Origin of the sequence: Rhodanobacter sp. Root627, from assembly GCF_001427835.1 — a bacterium.
In the GTDB taxonomy this organism is placed as follows: Bacteria; Pseudomonadota; Gammaproteobacteria; order Xanthomonadales; family Rhodanobacteraceae; genus Rhodanobacter; species Rhodanobacter ginsenosidimutans.
Genome location: NZ_LMGW01000001.1, coordinates 1,032,067 through 1,048,716 on the forward strand (window position 1 = coordinate 1,032,067; position 16,650 = coordinate 1,048,716).

Below are 16,650 nucleotides of genomic sequence, written 5' to 3' on the forward strand. Positions count from 1 at the left end.
CCCGGTGGCGCGGCAACTCCCGCCGAAACCGCGAACGACTCAGGCGAGCAGTCCAAGCGAACGCAGCGCATCCTCGGCCGCTTCATGGTCTTGCGCCGACGTGCCGCCAGAGATGCCGATGCCACCCGCAAGCTTGCCATCGAGCATGATCGGCACGCCGCCGCCCACCGCCATCAGCCGCGGATGCTGGCCCAACGGAGCCACCATCGGCTCGCTCATGTAGTGGTTCCATTGATGCGTCGACATGCCGAACGATGCAGCGGTCCATGCCTTGTCCATGGCCACCTCGGCGGTCAGGAACGGCGCCGCGTCCGCACGTTCGAAGGCGCGCAGATGACCGCCCGCATCGGTGATGGCAATAGTGGCCGCGAAGCCGCGCTGGGCGCATGCCGAACGGGCCTGGCCGAGCAATTCATGCGCGGCTTCCAGGCTGAGGATGGGGTTGGTGGTTGCGTTCATGGCGATTCCTGGGGATGAAGAGTCAGCGGGCGGCAACGACAACTTTGCCGATCATGTTGCCGGCCTCGACCAGCGCGTGCGCCTGGATCAGGCCAGCGGCATCGAGACCATCGATACGTCGGGTGAGCGTGTGCACCACGTCGCCGCGATCGACCAGTTCGGCCATGCGGCGCAGCAAGGCGTGCTGTCGGGCGATGGTGCGCGTGGTGAAGATCGGGCGCGTGTACATCAGCTCCCAATGGATCGAGATGGACTTGGTCTTGAACGGGCCGATGTCGAGCGCGACCGGATCGTCGATCAGCGCGAACTTGCCCTCCGCGCGCATCACCGCGGCAATCTGCGGCACGTAGCTCGCGCTTTCATTGAGGCCCACCACGAAATCGACTTCCTTGATGCCCAGCGCCTGCAACTGCGGCGCCCACGGCTCGCGATGGTTGATGACGTGGTGCGCACCGTGCGCCAGTACCCACTCGCGCGTCTGGTCCCGCGAGGCGGTGCCGATGACGGTGACGCCCGTCAACCGACGTGCGAGCTGGGTCAGGATGGAGCCCACGCCGCCGGCCGCACCCGTCACCAGCAACACGCTGTTCTCGGTGGGATCGGCTTCGTGGACGCGCAGGCGGTCGAACAGCAGCTCCCACGCGGTGATGGCGGTCAGCGGCAGCGAAGCCGCTTCGGCGAAATCCAGCGACCGGGGCATCGGCCCCACGATGCGCTCGTCGACCGCCTGCAGTTCGCTGTTGCTGCCCGGCCGCGTGATGTCGCCCGCATACCAGACGCGATCGCCGGGCTTGAAGCGTGTGGCCAGCGGCCCCGTCGCCCGAACGATGCCCGCCGCATCCCAGCCGGGAATGCGGGGCGCGCCTTGCGGTACGTCGCCATGGGCGCGGATCTTGGTGTCCACCGGATTCACCGAGACGGCTTTCACTTCGACCAGAAGGTCGTGATCGCGCAACTCGGGTGTGGCCAGTTCAACGTCCTGCAGGACGTCGGGGTGGTCGATCGGGAGGTTCTGGAAAAAGCCGACAGCTTTCATGGGCGTGCTCTAGGTGATCTGGAGGCGCCATTGTGTCGATGTTCGTTTTTCCGAAAAATAGGTTAATGTCAGTAACACTTATCGCATTTTCAAGAAAATGATCCGACTCGACGACATCCAGATCTTTGTGCAGACGGTCGAGGCGGAGAGCTTTTCCGAGGCCGCCCGCCAGCTCAATATCGCCCCCGGCTTTGCCAGCGCCGCGGTGCAGCGGCTGGAGAAGGCGCTGAATACCCGGCTGTTCGTGCGCTCCACCCGCAGCATGCAGTTGTCGGCGGAGGGCGAACGCTATCTGCCGCATGCGCGCGCCATGCTCGATGCACGGTCGCAAGGCCAGCGTGCACTGGCCAGTGCGCAAGACAGCTTGTCCGGAAGCCTTCGCCTTTCGGTGCCCTCGGATTTCGGCAGGAACCTCCTGCTGGGCTGGCTCGACGAATTCCAGCACCAGCATCCGGCCCTGTCCCTGCACCTGCGGATGAGCGATCGCGCCGCCACCCTGACGCGCGAACCGCTGGATGCAGCCGTGCGCTACGGCGCGTTGTCGGATTCGTCGCTGGTCGCCATTCCGCTCGTCGAAAACAACCGGCGCGCGCTGTGCGCCGCGCCTTCCTACCTGGAGCGCGCAGGCAAGCCCGCGAACGTGGACGACCTCAGGCACCACAACTGCCTGCGCTTCGTGTGGAGCGAGCAACTCCACGAACCCTGGCTGTTCACCCTGCCCGGCGGCAACAAGACCGTGAGCGTCTCGGGCAATCGCATCAGCGACGACGCCGACACCGTGCGCCGCTGGGCGGTGGCCGGCGAGGGCCTGGTCTACAAATCCCGCATCGACCTCATTCCGGATCTGCGCGCCGGCCGCCTGGTCGAAATTTTCCCGCCAGCCCACTGCGAACCGTCACCGCTCAACCTCATCTGCGCCGACCGCTCGCGATTGACGCCGGCGATCACGCAACTGAAAACCTTCCTGCAGGCGCGCTGCGCACGCCTGCTCGACGATTACTGGCAACACGTCGCAGCGAGCGCCGGCACCCAAAAAGGCAAGCCTCGCCGAGCTGCTCCACGTCGCTGACGAACGCCAGCCGTTGCCCGTCATCCCAGTGCCTCGCAACGGCCGAAGGGCCGGTCACGGCGGTATCCAGCGCCGCCACACCACTGCCCACAAGGCACGTCACTCCTGTCTACGCAGGAGCGACGTGCAGAAACCCAGGCCGACGGCAAGCCGCGCAGACTGCGGCAATTGAAACAAGCCACCTTGCCGCTCCCCTGACCAGGGTCAACACATGCGGGCGTGGCAAACGGTAGCTTGCAGCGACTCAATCGGAGCACCCTGCCCATGTCGTTCGATATCGTGATCATCGGCGCCGGCCCCGCCGGACTGTGTTTCGCCCGCTCGCTGGCGGGCAGCGGCTTGCGCATCGCGCTGGTCGAGCGGCAGCCAGAGGCGGCACTGGTCGCACCGGCCGACGACGGCCGTGAAATCGCGATCACCCATCACTCGCAGCGCCTGATGCGCGAGTTGGGCCTGTGGGCACGGCTGCACGACAACGAGATCGGCACCTTGCGCGACGCCATGGTGATCGATGGCGACGACCACGACGGTTTGATGTTCCGCCACGACGAGACCGGAAAATCACAGTTGGGTTGGCTGCTGTCCAATCACGCGATCCGCCGCGCGGCGTATGCCGAAGTGATGGAGCAGCCCGAGTCCGAGCGCATCACCGGCGTGCAGGTAACCGCCGTGCGCACCGCCAGCGACGGCGCCCAGGTCGAGTTGAATACCGGCGACATCCTGCACACCCAACTCGTGGTCGCCGCGGACAGCCGCTTCTCCGAAACCCGCCGCGCCATGGGTATCCCGGCAAGCATGCACGACTTCGGCAAAACCATGCTGGTGCTGCGCATGCAACACGACGTGGCGCACGACCAGGTGGCGTGGGAATGGTTTGGCGTCGGTCAGACCCTCGCCCTGCTGCCGCTGCACGATCCCCACACTTCGTCGGTGGTGTTGACCCTGCCGCCGCAGGAAATGCAGGCCCTGCTGGCACTGGATGACGCAGCGCTGGAAACGGCGATGGCCGCCCGCTTCCAGCAACGCCTGGGCGCCATGCGTATAGCCGGCCCGCGTTGCAGCTACCCACTCGTCGGCGTGTACGCCAAACGCTTCGTGGCCGAACGCTTCGCCCTGATCGGCGACGCCGCCGTCGGCATGCACCCCGTCACCGCCCACGGCTTCAACTTCGGCCTGCTCGGCCAGGCCACCCTGGCACGCGAACTGCGCGCCGCCGTTGCCACCGGGCAACCGATCCACAGCCGCGAGCTCCTGCGCCGCTACGAACGCAAACACCGCCTGGCCACCCACCCGCTGTATCTGGCTACCCAGATGCTGGCTGGTTTGTATACCGACGACCGACGGCCGGCGCAGGTGGTGCGCAAGCTGGCATTGCGGGTGGGTGCGCGGTTGCGGCCGTTCCAGATGGCGGTGATGGCGGGGCTAACAGCGGATGCTGGGACGGGGGTGCGGGCTCCCCGCTTTCAATTCGCGCGTCCGGGGCGGGTGGCTACGGGCGTGGAATAATCATTCCTGAAACTTGTCCCCTGACACGAATGGCGCTGACTTAAGCCCGTCATCCTCGCGAAAGCGAGGATCCAGTGCCATTGGCCGTCCGTAAAAAGCCGAAGTCACTGGATTCCCGCTTTCGCGGGAATGACGAAAGAGTGGGGATTCACGCTTAAGTCAGCCATTCGTCCCTGACACCTTTCTGCGGAGAATGACTCTCCGGCGCGTTTCTCAGTGGCCGCTTTCAGGAACCACCGAACCCGCCGGCGACGCGGCACTGCTCGCGCTGGCGAGCTTCTCGGGACGGGCGTCCCCGGAAGCGTACTGCCCGACCTGCAGGGTGAACTGTGCTTTTTGCCCTGATGCCACCGCCGCAGGATCAACGTACACCTGAATCCTGTAAGTCGTCGCAGCCCCGACGGACTGCGACCACGTCTTGGCCCCGGACGTCGCCGTGTCGACCAGCGGCTTGCCATGAGTCTGGTCATCCACCTTGAAGTGCACCTGGGCGTTGTTCGAGATGAGATTGACCTTGACGGTCATACCCGCGGCGATGGCCACGGTGAAGTTCTGCGACGTGGCGTCGGCCCCCAGTATCCAGCTCTGCACCGCCCATGGCTCGCCGGGTTCAAACGTCACGGCAGTCGCCGGCGCCTGAAAGTCTTCGACACCGTATTGCCCGATTTGCAACGCGTACTTCACGGTCTCACCGGAGGGCACCGCGGCAGGGTCGATATAGACCTGGATCGTATACGTCGTGTCCGCCGGGTTGACCGTTGTCCAGGTGGTCTCGCCAGTCTTCTGCGAATCCAGGACCGCTTTTCTGCGGTTCTGGTCTTTCACCTTGAGCTGCACGTTCGGGCTGCGGGTGAGGAGATTGAGTTTGAACGTCTTGCCCGCCACACCGGCGACCGTGTAATCGACCGACTTGTTGGAGCGGTCAAGACTGCCGATTTCCTGCGCCCACACACTGTTTGGCGCAAAGGTCACGGCAACCGGCGTGTCGGCGGATACAGGCAGCGATACGCAGGCAACCGCCACTCCCAGGCCCGCGCCGAACGCGCCGCGGAGAAAATCGAAACATGACATGTGTGGAACCCTCGCATGGTTTGGAATTCGCCGGGGATGCTTCGATGATTCCATCGCGCTGCATCGTGGCACGCGCATCGACGCGGCGTTCCAGTGCATGGGCGGCGCCTCACCCCTGAGTCGGTGCCGTCCGCGAACGATACGCCTGATTCGCATGGCTCGCGATACTGTCCTCGACAGCTTTTCGGAGGAAGGCGGGGGCACGGCTGCCGCCGTTCGGGATGGTAGTGGTGTCCGGGCTTATGGCGGATGGTGGGACGGGGGTGTTGCTTCCCGCTTTCGATTCGGACGTCTGGACTGGTGATCCAAACCGGGGTCAGAGACGACTTCCAAAGCTCATATGGAAAAGAGCACTCTGAGCTGGCCCGGGTTTGACGGACACCTTTGAACGGGGACAATCCCCTGGGAGGTGTCAGATGGTCAAGCGTCAACGATTCACCGCAGAGTTCAAGCGTGAGGCGGTCAGGTTGCTCGATGCGGGCGAACGGCCGGCATCGGAAGTGGCGATCGATCTGGGTATCCGTCGCGACCTGTGTTCGCGCAAGGTCGTCGGCTGGGCGATGTCCGACCGCAATGATGAGCCGCTCGTTCCCGCCGCCCTGCGCATGGCCATCACCCACCGGCAGCCGCCAGCAGGCCTCATCCGATCAGGTCCGAGAGACCGGGGCTCATCGGGCACGTTTGCAGGCTGAGGGCAAACCCATCTCCGCGCGGAAGGGCCGGCCGCCTAAACTGCGCCAGCTAGTGAGACCAGCACCGTAGCGATGGGCCAGACTTCATCACTGAAAAATCTTCGACAGGTTGGACACTAGTCTGCAATATGCTGGCCACCATAGAGCTTCCCGGAACTCGGGCAGATCAATGGAAGGGCTCATGGAAACCATCTACAACATCTTTCTCTTCTTTGAGAAGGAACAATGCGATGAAGTTGGATATGTCACCCACCAGTTTGAAGGCACGGACCAAGCTGCGGGTGAATTCCTCCGTGAGCGAATGGATGCCGATTTGAAGGTTGCCAAGCGGCTACGCCTGTCAAAGCCCTTCACCCATGGGCGATTGGTGTCCGGGCAACGCCTCGGAACCGCCCATCATCTATTCGACGACATCTTCCAAGTTACCGGTGCGCGTGCAGACCCACTGATGCTTGTGACACAGGTGGTCGATGGTGTTGTTCGCGTGAACTACATGGGTGGGATCGGACCCTTGGACATGAATGATGCAAGCGAAAGATTGGGGGCGTCTGGGGTGATGGTTGATTGGCTAAGTGAATACACTTCAGATGGCGCCATCGACTTGCCTCGGCTTATCCATGATGACTATTTCCTCGCCATCAAAACCACATTCAATGCCAAGTTGTATGTGTCGTCGATGAAGCTTTTACTTTCCTGTATCGACTCATTGGCCTACGTTCAATTCGGGCATTCGAGGGACCAGCCTCCGGTGTTTGTTCGGTGGCTCAATGCACATGCGGAACTTGCGCGCATCGGCATTTCCGGAGAAGAGCTATGGGAGATGCGCAACGGCATTGTTCACATGACGAATATCCATTCCGCCAAGGTCAGATCCGGCAAAGTCAGGCGCATCAGCTTCGGCGTGAACGTGCCAGACGGGGGTCTTTGGTCAGAAGCCGAAAGCATTTTCTATTTCAACTTCTACGGTCTCATTAAGGTCGTGGGGAATGCTATTGGACATTGGCTCACTGCCCACCTCGGAGACGCCGAGTGGTTCGCCATGTTCATTGGACGATACGATGAGACGGTGTCAGACAGTCGCGTGGCGCTCAGTGGAAGGCTGCATCCAACACCAAGGCAAACTACGGCGTGAGCCAGACTATGACTTCAATAACCCCGATCTTGTCTGATCCGGAACGTGAGGTGGTTGTGCTTGCCTCGGTCGTGGGCATCATTGATGACATGGTGAACCACGCTATCTTTTCTTTCCCCGGGCGCGATACGACGCTTCAACCCTTTCCGGAATCATCCACAACGAGAGCCTATTTTGCCTTGCGACTGAGCGACTTCCTTTCCCAAACGGACCGGAACATCGGCATGGCCGAAGTTCCCTATCTGCGCCATCTCACGCAGATCGTTGAAAGCCCCTCGCTCGGTGACTCGACAGGTTTGCGTGCCAGCGTCGAGCAGTTCATTGTTTGGCTCAACGAGAAGAAGACGTTCGCCAAGGTTTGGCTTCCAACGCTGAACATCGAAACGTCGCTGACGCCGAGCCGCCTGTCCTGGTTGAAGGTGGCCGGCAACCTTCAAAAGCATGATGCCCTTCGGTCGGGTGGAACCGCCGATGACATTGTCAAATGGCTTCAAGAACAAGGCCACGCCGTGGACCGCACGGACGTTCTGGGTGCGCTCGACGACTTCCGCGAGTGGTTGACTGAGGATGCGTTGAGCGCCTACATCCCGAAGTTGGGGTTCCTGCTGAATGAGCTGCGCTGGGAGACCTTCGAGTATTTACGCCCTTACTACCGGAGGCACCATGTCACTGAGTGGGACAATGCCCTTCAATTTCATCGTTACCGGTTCACTCCCGACCCAAAGATCACCACACCTTTCGCGTGTGGACAGCGTCATGCGCTGTTGAACTGGGTCAGGAAGCAGCCCATCGTGCCTAGGTTTTCGATCGACCCCGCTTGGCACCGGATAGAAGACGCCTTCGCTTCGAGATAAGCGAAGAAGGCTTGCGGTTACTCCAGGCAGAAGCAGCCATCTTCATACAGACGAATGTCATGACCTTGGCCGACTGTTCATCATGCCGATCAGAGCTTTTTCATGAGCATCCTCAAAATGAGGTCTCAAATTCTGTCCCATGTCTTCGTGCTGCTGGATGACACCGAAACTGGGGTCAGAGACGACTTACAAAAGCTCATATGAAAAAAGAGCACTCTGACCCCTATTTTGAACACCTCATGGAAAAGATGGCACTCTGATGAATTTTGTTAAGAAAAATGCGTGGATGTTATAGCAGCTATCGGGGGCGCGACATGGACGGCCTCCTACACGATAACGCGCCGCCCGCTGCCGACCCTGCGCGCTCGGCAGCAATGCTAGGCTCGCCGGCATGTCGTTCCTCTTGCATCTTGACCAGCCAAACGAGTGGCCTGACGCCTTGAAGGCCACGCTTACCGACATACGCCCCATCATGCGCGCGTGGGAGCTGGACTTACCGGCGAAGAATGCCACCGACTTTGATCAAGCGGTGGATACACTCGGCGACGCGTTGTGCTCGTATTCTGTTCGAGGGTGGCACTGCACGCGCTTGACTGATGACGAGGCGGCAGACGTTGAAGTGAACGGCATGACGCCCTTGAGTGCCGACCTAATCGAGCGCCGTATTGCTGCGCAAGTTCAGCGCGATACGTTGCCGGTCGCTGTGGGCGATGCGTTGCGTTCCGCGCATCAAGGTTCTGCACACAACCGCGCCGGCATGATCTGGTTTTGTTTCTTTCCGCCGCGCGAGGCTGGCGAAGGTGGCATCCATCGCCTGTTGCGCCACTGGGGTGGCGAGGCAGTTTATGGGGCGCACGAGTCGGACGCGGCCATCGCCCCCGCGCTACGGCAGCTTGGCACGCCATGCATCGTTGAGGCTGACGTCCCGGTGGCATGGCTGTCGGGTACATACTCGGCAGCCATGTCCATGGCACGGCGCGATTTAATCCACCACGGCGAGACCATCGCGGAACACGTCCGGTTCGAGGCTCATTCGCTGCGTGCGATCCCCGGCGACTGCATCCGTGCGGTGCATCGGTTTCCCGATCCGCGCTTTATCGCGTTGTCCGGTTGCGATAGATGGCACACGCCGCTGCTGTAGGCGTCGCCTGTGCGCCACGGCGCGCAGTGCCTATAGGGGCGAGCGCCTACATCGTCCACGCTCCGCGCCGATACTCTCGCCCCGGCAGAGCGCTAGACTGACCACGCCCCGCAAGTCCGGACACAAACCGACGGGAGTCAGGCGCAAGCCGACAACGGACGTCAGGCGGAACCGACGACCGGGGCAGCTCTGCGTAGATGTCCTGTCATCACTGGAGGCCGACCGCTTGGGCGTAGGCGTCGGCTGAATCTGTCATCTGACGACACAACGCATCATCACCGACTGCCTTGGCCACCATCGCGCAATTTTGCAAGCTTCGGAAGTAGTAGTTGCGAAGGTCGGCGCGGTGCTCGTCATGACGGTATGTGCCCGCTACTCCTCTTACGCTAAATCCTTCACCTGCCACACTATGCAAATCCATGATGTGTGGAGCAGCGCCATGGACGTAGCCAGAATAAGATTTGTAAACAGACCGTTCCGCTTTGATTGCCGTACTCGGGTCTGGTCCAGAATACTTAGCCACATAGGAGCGGATCTTGTCCCGTCTCGGTTGTGCGCGGTCTTGGCTTGAATCCAACGCATTAGGTGCGTCGAACTCCTCTTTCCAGAACTCCTTTAGCAGGCTCTCATGCCTTTCAGTGAGGTCGTTTTTAACCATCCCAAGGACCAGGAAGAGAATGTCTGAGCCTCCCTCGTCCATTGTTCGCTGAAGTATCCCCTGCTCATGAACGTGGCCGTGTTCCATGAGAATTTGCGCTGCGTTCAAGTTGCTTATGTGGCGCGCGAGCTTGGCAACGAGAGCCTGCTGAATAGTTTGCTCGACGTAGCGCAACACTGGATGGCCGTGAAGCAACACTTTTTGCGGAGGCGGGATCTGGCTTTCTATCCGCCGCAAAGCGACCTCCATGTTGCGTAGAGCAATGCTCTCGTTGGACTGTGCCTCGTTCATTCAATTATCCAGTGCGGACTAGAACACTTTGGATCTGTTCCCGTTGACCAACACCAGTCTATCCGGATCACGCCAGCCAGCACTTACCCCGGCAGCGCTTCTATCTACACCGAGACCATGCATACATGTGCAGGAGCGCCTCGCGCCGGCCGACCCTTACCCGCCTACAACCCCGGAGCGTAGATCGCGAAGGCGCAAGGCTAGCGCCCTGCTCCGTTTCTCGTCCGTAGACGTCCGTTTACAAGTGGAATATCGCAGAGGGACGTAAAGCGGGACGGACGAACTACAGATACAAAAAAGCCCCTATTTTCAGGAGCTTAAATGCGTATCTGGCGGAGAGAGTGGGATTCGAACCCACGGTAGTGTTACCACTACGGCAGTTTTCAAGACTGCTGCCTTAAACCACTCGGCCATCTCTCCATAAACTCGTTGTCCTGCGCAAGGCGCGCGTTGCGCGCCACTACGGCAGTTTTGTTCCGGGCATCCTGCCCTTCACCCCTTCGGGGCCAGCGGCTGCGCCGCTGTCCGCTTCGGCTTCCTGCCTACGCGTCAAGACTGCTGCCTTAAACCACTCGGCCATCTCTCCATAAACTCGTTAGCTGCGGCAAGGCGCGCGTTGCGCGCCACTACGACAGTTTTGTTCCGGGCATCCTGCCCTTCACCCCTTCGGGGCCAGCGGCTGCGCCGCTGTCCGCTTCGGCTTCCTGCCTTCGCGTCAAGACTACTGCCTTAAACCGCTCGGTCATCTCTCCAAACCTGGTTCTTTATCCGCCGCATCAAACAGACCGGCGGATTGCCCTTCGACTTCGCTGCGCTACGCTCAGGGAGAACGGCTAGGGGTGCTTGCGCGGGGTGCAATCCTATCAGGAACGGCTTTGCGGGGGACGGCTGGAATCCTTCTTCGACAGCGCGACAAGGCAGATTGCCAGGATCGTCACCGGGATCAACGCGCCCATCAGCGGCAGCAGCAGGATCGGTTCGCGTACGACCATCGGGACGAGTTGAGTGGCAGCGGCGAAGGTGATGATGGCGAGGCGTCCGCGGCGGCTGTGGCGGGCCAGCCAGAAGCTGGCCAGGACGAGGGGCAGCGCGATCACGGACAGGTCGAGGTCGACGGTGGGCAGGCGCCATACGCTCTCGAAGCTGAGGCGCATGCCGATCACGGTGGCCAGTACCGCCAACAGGAAGAAGCTGGTGTAGAACTCCACCCTGCCCCAGCCTCCGCGTGCCGGCGCCGTGGTCACGCGATGCGGTCCAGCCCGGCCATGTACGGGCGCAGGGCTTCGGGGATGGTGATCGAGCCGTCGGCGTTCTGGTTGTTTTCCATCACGGCGATGAGGGTGCGGCCGATGGCGAGGCCGGAGCCGTTCAGGGTGTGCACGAGTTCGGGCTTGCCGGTTTCGGGATTGCGTACGCGGGCTTGCAGGCGGCGGGCCTGGAAGTCTTCGCAGTTGGAGCAGCTGGAGATTTCGCGGTAGGTCTGCTGGCTGGGCAGCCACACTTCGAGGTCGTAGGTCTTGGTGGCGCCGAAGCCCATGTCGCCGGTGCACAGCAGCAGCTTGCGGTATGGCAGGCCGAGTTTCTGCAGCACGGTTTCGGCGTGGCCGACCAGTTCTTCGAGCTGGGCATAGGAGTCGCTGGCGCGGCTGATCTGCACCATCTCGACTTTCTCGAACTGGTGCTGGCGGATCATGCCGCGGGTGTCGCGGCCGTAGCTGCCCGCTTCGGCGCGGAAGCAAAGCGTGTGCGCGGTCATGCGCAGCGGCAGCGCGTCGGCGTCCTGGATGGTGTCGCGCAGCAGGTTGGTCAGCGGGACTTCGGCGGTGGGGATCAGGTAGCGCCTGGTTTCGTTGACCTCGGTGGCGAACAGGTCGTCCGCGAATTTCGGGAGTTGGCCGGTGCCCTGCATGCTTTCGGCGTTGACGATCACCGGCACGTTGCATTCCAGGTAGCCGTGCTCGGCAGTGTGCAGGTCGAGCATGAACTGGCCCAGCGCACGGTGCAGGTGCGCCAGTTGGCCACGCATGACGGTGAAGCGCGCGCCGGACAATTTGGCGCCGGAATCGCCATCGAGCCAGCCGTGGCGCTCGCCCAGTTCGACGTGATCCTTCACCTCGAAATCGAAGCTGCGTGGCGTGCCCCAGCGACTCACTTCGACGTTGTCTTTCTCGTCGCGCCCTTCCGGCACGGATTCGTGCGGCAGGTTGGGGATGCCCAGCGCGATCTCGGACAGCCTGGCCTGCACGTCGGCCAGCGCCTGCTCGTTGTTCTTGAGCTTGTCGCCGAGGCCGGCGACTTCGGCCATCAAGTCGGTAACGTCCTCGCCCTTGCCCTTGGCCTGGCCGATCGCCTTGGAACGCGCGTTGCGCACGCTTTGCAGCTCCTGCGTCTCCATCGAAAGCTGCTTGCGCTGGCTTTCGAGCTGCTCCACGGCCGCCGTATCCAGCACAAAGCCGCGCGTCGCGAGCCGCTTGGCGGTATCGGCGAGATGCGCTCGCAGCAGCGTCGGGTCCAGCATGGTCGTTCCTTTGGGTGATCAGACCGGCAATTATCGTGGCAGCCGGTGAAGCGGCGCAAACGAGCGGGTCGGTCAATGGGTACGGATCGTCGCGGCGGCGACACGGTGGTTCAGGTAACTTTCCTCTTTGCCGGAACGAAAGACCCCGTGACCCGCACCGGCCGGCCATGCCGGCCTGCCCGACGCTCAACTCACAAAGGACGAGCCCGATGTCGAGACACCCGGTGACTTTTCCACGCGATCACGCACAACCGATGACGGCGGACATGCCATGAACTGGCGCCGTCTTCTCCCCCGGCTGTTGATCGCGTTGCTGATCGTCGCCGCGATCGTCGGCTTTTTCGCGTTCGACCTGTCGCACTACCTCAGCCTGCATGCGCTCAAGGAGCAGCAGCAGCAGTCACTGCAGGCATGGCGTGCCCAGCACCCCCTGTTGCTGGCGGCGGGTTTTCTGGTGGGCTACATCGTGATGGCAGCCGCGTCGCTGCCTGGCGCGGCGCTGGCCACGATTGCCGCCGGCGCGGTGTTCGGACTGGTGGAGGGCACGCTGCTGGCCTCGTTTGCGTCGTCGATCGGCGCAACGCTGGCGTTCCTGGCCAGCCGTTTCCTGTTTCGCGATGCGGTGAAGCGCCGTTTCGGCAAGCGCCTGGCCACCATCGATGAAGGCCTGAAGCGCGATGGCGCGTTCTACCTGTTCACCTTGCGGCTGGTGCCGGCGCTGCCGTTTTTCGTGATCAACCTGCTGATGGGCGTGACCGCGCTGCCGGCGCGCACGTTCTACTGGGTCAGCCAGGTCGGCATGCTGGCCGGCACCGTGGTCTATGTGAATGCGGGCACACAGCTGGCGCAACTGGATTCGGCATCGGGCATTTTTTCGCCGCTGCTGATCGGCTCGTTCGTGCTGCTGGGCATCTTTCCCTGGATTGCGCGCGCGCTGGTGGCGCCGGTGCGGCGGCGCAAGCTTTATGCGCGCTGGAAGAAGCCGCGCCGCTTCGATCGCAACCTGGTGGTGATCGGCGCCGGTGCGGCGGGGCTGGTCAGCGCATACATCGCGGCCACGGTGAAGTCACGCGTGACGCTGGTGGAAAAAGGCGCGATGGGCGGCGACTGCCTCAATGAAGGCTGCGTGCCGTCGAAGGCGCTGATCCACAGCGCACGGCTGGCCGCCCGGGCGCGCGATGCCGTCGCAGCCGGTGTGCAGGTCGGCGAGGTCACCGTCGATTTCGCCGCGGTGATGGCGCGCGTGCAGCGGGTGATCGGCGACGTGGCGCCGCACGATTCGATGGAGCGCTACCGCGAGCTGGGTGTGGACGTGCGCAAGGGTCACGCCACCATCGTGTCGCCGTGGGAGGTGCGCATCGATGGCGAAACCCTCACCACCCGCGCCATCGTCATCGCCGCCGGGGCGGAGCCGCTGGTGCCGGACCTGCCGGGCCTGGCCGACTCCGGCTTTCTCACCTCGAGCACCTTGTGGGCGTTGCGCGAACTGCCGCAACGGCTGGTGGTGATGGGCGGCGGGCCGGTGGGTTGCGAGCTGGCGCAGGCGTTTGCGCGATTGGGTTCCCGCGTGACCCAGGTCGAGTTGGGCGAACGGCTGCTGAGCCGCGAGGACACCGACGTCTCGGCGTTTGTCGAGGCGCGCCTGCGCGAGGATGGCGTCGACGTGCGCACCGGGCACAAGGCGGTGGCGGTGGAATCGGATGCGCAGGGAAAATCCCTGCGCTGCGAGCACAACGGCGAAACCGTCGCCCTGCCCTTCGACGCCTTGCTGGTGGCCGTGGGCCGTCGCCCGCGCGTCGAAGGTTACGGATTGCAGGCGCTGGGCATTCCAACGCCACGCACCATCGACACCGATCAGTACCTACAAACGCTGTATCCCAACATCTACGCCTGCGGTGACGTGGCCGGTCCCTACCAGCTCACCCACGTGGGCGCGCACCAGGCCTGGTACGCCACCCTCAACGCGCTGCTGGGCGGGTTGTGGCGGTTCAAGGCGGATTACTCGGCGATCCCCGCCACTACCTTCGTGGACCCGGAAGTGGCGCGGGTGGGGCTCAACGAACGCGAGGCCACGGAGCAGGACATCCGTTACGAGGTCACCCGCTACGACCTGGCCGACCTCGACCGCGCCATCGCCGAGGACGGCACGCGGGGCTTCGTCAAGGTGCTCACCGTGCCGGGCAAGGATCGCATCCTGGGCGCCACCATCGTCGGCGCGCAGGCTGGCGAGCTGCTGGCCGAGTTCACCCTGGCGATGACCCACGGCCTGGGCCTGGGCAAGATCCTGGGCACCATCCACGCCTATCCGACCTGGGCGGAGGCCAACAAATACGCCGCCGGCGCCTGGCGCAAGGCACACGCACCGCAGGGCGCGCTACGCTGGGCGGAACGTTGGTTTCGGTGGCGGCGACGATGAAAACCCGGTTTCTCCTCTGCATCACGCTGGGCCTTGTCGCCCCGTTGGCCATGGCGAGCGACGGGACGCTGTCGCTGCGTTTTTCCGACAGCGCCACGGGAAGCCAGCTGCCCTCCGGCTGGAAGCATTACGCGATGTCGCGGCACAAGACCAAGGCCGGCGTCATGCTGGTCCGCGACGGCGATGTCACCGTGCTGCACATCGATGCCAACCGCGGCGCAGGGGGTATCGCCCACCCGCTGAAGCTGCCGCCGGATCAGGTGTTGAGCTGGCGCTGGAAGGTGGACCACAGCGTGGCCAAAGCGAACCTCGCGAAGAAGCATGGTGACGATTTCGCGGCGCGCGTCTACGTGTTTTTCGACATGCCCGCCAACGCGCTGACCTTTGGCGAACGAATGAAACTGCGGATGGCGCGCGTGGTCATGGGGCATGCGCTGCCCCGCGCCGCGCTGTGCTACGTGTGGGACAACACGCACCCGGTCGGCACCATCGCGCCGAACGCCTACTATGGCGCCGTGCGCACCATCGTCCTGCAAAGCGGCAATGCCCACGCGGGTCAATGGCAGAGCGAGCATCGCGATGTCGCCGCCGATTTCCGCGCTGCCTTCGGTCGGCCGGCACCAGAAATCACCGGCGTGGCCGTTGCCAGCGACACCGACAACACCAAAGGCCACGTCAACGCGTGGTTCGGCGACCTCACTTTCTCGGCGTCCACCGCCACACCGGAGTCCACCGATGAATGACATCGCCATCGACGTGCGACCGTCCTTCGCGCACACGCTGCGCGTGCATGGCGTGGCCCTGCCGCGCACGCCGCTGGAGATCCTGCAGGTCAACGTGGGCAAGCTGTGCGACCTGGCCTGCCATCACTGCCACGTCGAAGCCGGCCCCAAGCGCACGGAAATCATGCAGGCCGCCACGGTGAACCGCCTGCTGGCCTTGCTGGCCGATGCGCCGACCATCCACACGGTGGACCTGACCGGTGGCGCGCCGGAGATGAATCCGCACTTCCGCCAGCTGGTGCGCGAGTCGCGCGCCATGGGCAAGACGGTGATCGACCGCTGCAACCTCACCATCCTGTTCCGCGAAGGCCAGGAAGATACCGCGCAATTCCTGGCCGACCAGGGCGTCAAGATCGTGGCCTCGCTGCCCTGCTACACCAAGGCCAATGTGGAAAAGCAGCGCGGCCAGCACGTGTTCGATCCGTCCATCCGGGCGCTGCGCATGCTGTCGGAGCTGGGTTACGGGCGCGAGGGTTCGGGCCTGGAAATCGACCTGGTCTACAACCCGCTGGGCGCCAGCCTGCCGCCCGCGCAGGCCTCACTGGAGGCGGACTACAGGCGCGAACTGGCCCAGCATTTCGATATCCACTTCAACCACCTGTTCACCATCACCAACATGCCGATCAAGCGCTTCCTGCACCTGCTGGAGCGCGAGGGCCGCTACGACAGCTACATGCAGACCCTGCTGGATGCGTTCAATCCGCAGGCGGCGCTGGGCGTGATGTGCCGCAACCAGTTGTCGGTGGATTGGCGCGGGCATCTCTACGACTGCGATTTCAACCAGGCGCTGGAGCTGCCGCTGGGCGGTCGCGAACGCACGCTGTGGGACATCGAGGCACTGACCGACATCGAGCATGAGCGGATCGCCTTCGGCAGCCATTGCTACGGCTGCACCGCCGGCGCGGGCAGTTCCTGCGGCGGCGCGCTGACCGTGTAACGGGGACCTGTAGGAGCGACTTCAGTCGCGACGCTCTTCCGACGAACAGCAAAGCTGTCGCGACTGAAGTCGCTCCTACAAGAGAACA

At 63.1% G+C, this 16,650-nt stretch carries 14 protein-coding genes, 1 tRNA gene and 1 pseudogene; 9 read left to right on the forward strand and 7 right to left on the reverse strand.

Features of this window, described 5'->3' with window-relative positions; translation table 11 throughout:
* Positions 1–39 precede the first annotated feature (39 nt).
* The gene (locus ASD68_RS04875) at positions 40–501 is read right to left on the reverse strand and encodes a heme-binding protein (RefSeq protein WP_235578636.1); all 462 of its coding nucleotides are present in this window, start codon (positions 499–501) and stop codon (positions 40–42) included.
* A complete protein-coding gene (locus tag ASD68_RS04880) occupies positions 482–1,495 on the reverse strand; it encodes a zinc-binding alcohol dehydrogenase family protein (protein WP_056604038.1) in 1,014 nt (337 codons plus the stop codon). Before ASD68_RS04880 ends, ASD68_RS04875 begins: the two co-directional genes overlap by 20 nt.
* 97 nt (positions 1,496–1,592) lie before the next feature.
* Between ASD68_RS04880 and ASD68_RS04885 the strand changes: the two genes are divergently transcribed.
* Both ASD68_RS04885 and ubiM read left to right on the forward strand, forming a co-directional pair.
* Positions 1,593–2,564 (forward strand): LysR family transcriptional regulator, encoded by a 972-nt coding sequence (locus tag ASD68_RS04885; RefSeq protein WP_056604041.1) that lies wholly within the window; start codon positions 1,593–1,595, stop codon positions 2,562–2,564.
* A 264-nt stretch (positions 2,565–2,828) separates the two neighbouring features.
* Positions 2,829–4,070, forward strand: a complete 1,242-nt coding sequence (gene ubiM, locus ASD68_RS04890) for a 5-demethoxyubiquinol-8 5-hydroxylase UbiM (protein ID WP_056604044.1) — start codon at positions 2,829–2,831, stop codon at positions 4,068–4,070.
* A 213-nt stretch (positions 4,071–4,283) separates the two neighbouring features.
* Here ubiM and ASD68_RS04895 read toward each other — a convergent pair whose 3' ends face one another.
* Positions 4,284–5,141, reverse strand: a complete 858-nt coding sequence (locus ASD68_RS04895) for a hypothetical protein (RefSeq protein WP_056604047.1) — start codon at positions 5,139–5,141, stop codon at positions 4,284–4,286.
* Positions 5,142–5,668: 527 nt separating this feature from the next.
* On the opposite strand from ASD68_RS04895, the pseudogene ASD68_RS17235 reads away from it, so the two are divergent.
* The 4 genes and pseudogenes from ASD68_RS17235 to ASD68_RS04915 form a co-directional block, all read left to right on the forward strand.
* A pseudogene (locus tag ASD68_RS17235) lies at positions 5,669–5,785 on the forward strand (IS3 family transposase); the annotation flags it as partial.
* Positions 5,786–6,014: 229 nt separating this feature from the next.
* The gene (locus ASD68_RS04905) at positions 6,015–6,965 is read left to right on the forward strand and encodes a hypothetical protein (RefSeq protein ID WP_156458335.1); all 951 of its coding nucleotides are present in this window, start codon (positions 6,015–6,017) and stop codon (positions 6,963–6,965) included.
* Positions 6,962–7,819 carry a hypothetical protein gene (locus tag ASD68_RS04910; protein ID WP_056604053.1) on the forward strand — a complete coding sequence of 286 codons (858 nt, stop codon included), beginning with the start codon at positions 6,962–6,964 and terminating at the stop codon, positions 7,817–7,819. The genes ASD68_RS04905 and ASD68_RS04910 overlap by 4 nt, the downstream gene beginning before the upstream one ends.
* Before the next feature lie 391 nt (positions 7,820–8,210).
* Positions 8,211–8,960: a hypothetical protein gene (locus tag ASD68_RS04915; protein ID WP_056604056.1), complete on the forward strand. Its 750-nt coding sequence runs from the start codon at positions 8,211–8,213 to the stop codon at positions 8,958–8,960.
* Positions 8,961–9,168: 208 nt separating this feature from the next.
* Here ASD68_RS04915 and ASD68_RS04920 read toward each other — a convergent pair whose 3' ends face one another.
* The 4 genes from ASD68_RS04920 to serS form a co-directional block, all read right to left on the reverse strand.
* Positions 9,169–9,909, reverse strand: a complete 741-nt coding sequence (locus tag ASD68_RS04920; RefSeq protein ID WP_056604059.1) for a hypothetical protein — start codon at positions 9,907–9,909, stop codon at positions 9,169–9,171.
* A 330-nt stretch (positions 9,910–10,239) separates the two neighbouring features.
* Positions 10,240–10,329: transfer RNA gene (locus ASD68_RS04925), tRNA-Ser, on the reverse strand.
* 443 nt (positions 10,330–10,772) lie between these two features.
* Entirely contained in the window at positions 10,773–11,117 is a 345-nt protein-coding gene (locus ASD68_RS04930) for an LrgA (RefSeq protein ID WP_200945354.1), read from the reverse strand.
* 32 nt (positions 11,118–11,149) lie between these two features.
* Positions 11,150–12,427 (reverse strand): serine--tRNA ligase, encoded by a 1,278-nt coding sequence (gene serS, locus ASD68_RS04935; protein WP_056604065.1) that lies wholly within the window; start codon positions 12,425–12,427, stop codon positions 11,150–11,152.
* A gap of 271 nt (positions 12,428–12,698) precedes the next feature.
* On the opposite strand from serS, the gene ASD68_RS04940 reads away from it, so the two are divergent.
* The 3 genes from ASD68_RS04940 to arsS are packed head-to-tail and all read left to right on the forward strand — an operon-like array spanning position 12,699 to position 16,562.
* Complete coding sequence (locus ASD68_RS04940) at positions 12,699–14,843, forward strand: bifunctional TVP38/TMEM64 family protein/FAD-dependent oxidoreductase (RefSeq protein ID WP_056604068.1); 2,145 nt, start codon at positions 12,699–12,701, stop codon at positions 14,841–14,843.
* Positions 14,840–15,586: a DUF3047 domain-containing protein gene (locus tag ASD68_RS04945; protein ID WP_056604071.1), complete on the forward strand. Its 747-nt coding sequence runs from the start codon at positions 14,840–14,842 to the stop codon at positions 15,584–15,586. Before ASD68_RS04940 ends, ASD68_RS04945 begins: the two co-directional genes overlap by 4 nt.
* Positions 15,579–16,562 carry an arsenosugar biosynthesis radical SAM (seleno)protein ArsS gene (arsS, locus tag ASD68_RS04950; RefSeq protein ID WP_056604074.1) on the forward strand — a complete coding sequence of 328 codons (984 nt, stop codon included), beginning with the start codon at positions 15,579–15,581 and terminating at the stop codon, positions 16,560–16,562. The genes ASD68_RS04945 and arsS overlap by 8 nt, the downstream gene beginning before the upstream one ends.
* Positions 16,563–16,650 lie beyond the last annotated feature (88 nt).

Excerpts from the sequence above, each read along its gene's own strand:
- ASD68_RS04880 (WP_056604038.1), bottom strand. The coding sequence starts at position 1,495 with ATGAAAGCTGTCGGCTTTTTCCAGAACCTCCCGATCGACCACCCCGAC.
- arsS (WP_056604074.1), top strand. The coding sequence starts at position 15,579 with ATGAATGACATCGCCATCGACGTGCGACCGTCCTTCGCGCACACGCTG.
- ASD68_RS04915 (WP_056604056.1), top strand. The coding sequence starts at position 8,211 with ATGTCGTTCCTCTTGCATCTTGACCAGCCAAACGAGTGGCCTGACGCC.
- ASD68_RS04940 (WP_056604068.1), top strand. The coding sequence starts at position 12,699 with ATGAACTGGCGCCGTCTTCTCCCCCGGCTGTTGATCGCGTTGCTGATC.
- ASD68_RS04920 (WP_056604059.1), bottom strand. The coding sequence starts at position 9,909 with ATGAACGAGGCACAGTCCAACGAGAGCATTGCTCTACGCAACATGGAG.
- ASD68_RS04885 (WP_056604041.1), top strand. The coding sequence starts at position 1,593 with ATGATCCGACTCGACGACATCCAGATCTTTGTGCAGACGGTCGAGGCG.
- ASD68_RS04895 (WP_056604047.1), bottom strand. The coding sequence starts at position 5,141 with ATGTCATGTTTCGATTTTCTCCGCGGCGCGTTCGGCGCGGGCCTGGGA.
- ASD68_RS04905 (WP_156458335.1), top strand. The coding sequence starts at position 6,015 with ATGGAAACCATCTACAACATCTTTCTCTTCTTTGAGAAGGAACAATGC.
- ASD68_RS04945 (WP_056604071.1), top strand. The coding sequence starts at position 14,840 with ATGAAAACCCGGTTTCTCCTCTGCATCACGCTGGGCCTTGTCGCCCCG.
- serS (WP_056604065.1), bottom strand. The coding sequence starts at position 12,427 with ATGCTGGACCCGACGCTGCTGCGAGCGCATCTCGCCGATACCGCCAAG.
- ubiM (WP_056604044.1), top strand. The coding sequence starts at position 2,829 with ATGTCGTTCGATATCGTGATCATCGGCGCCGGCCCCGCCGGACTGTGT.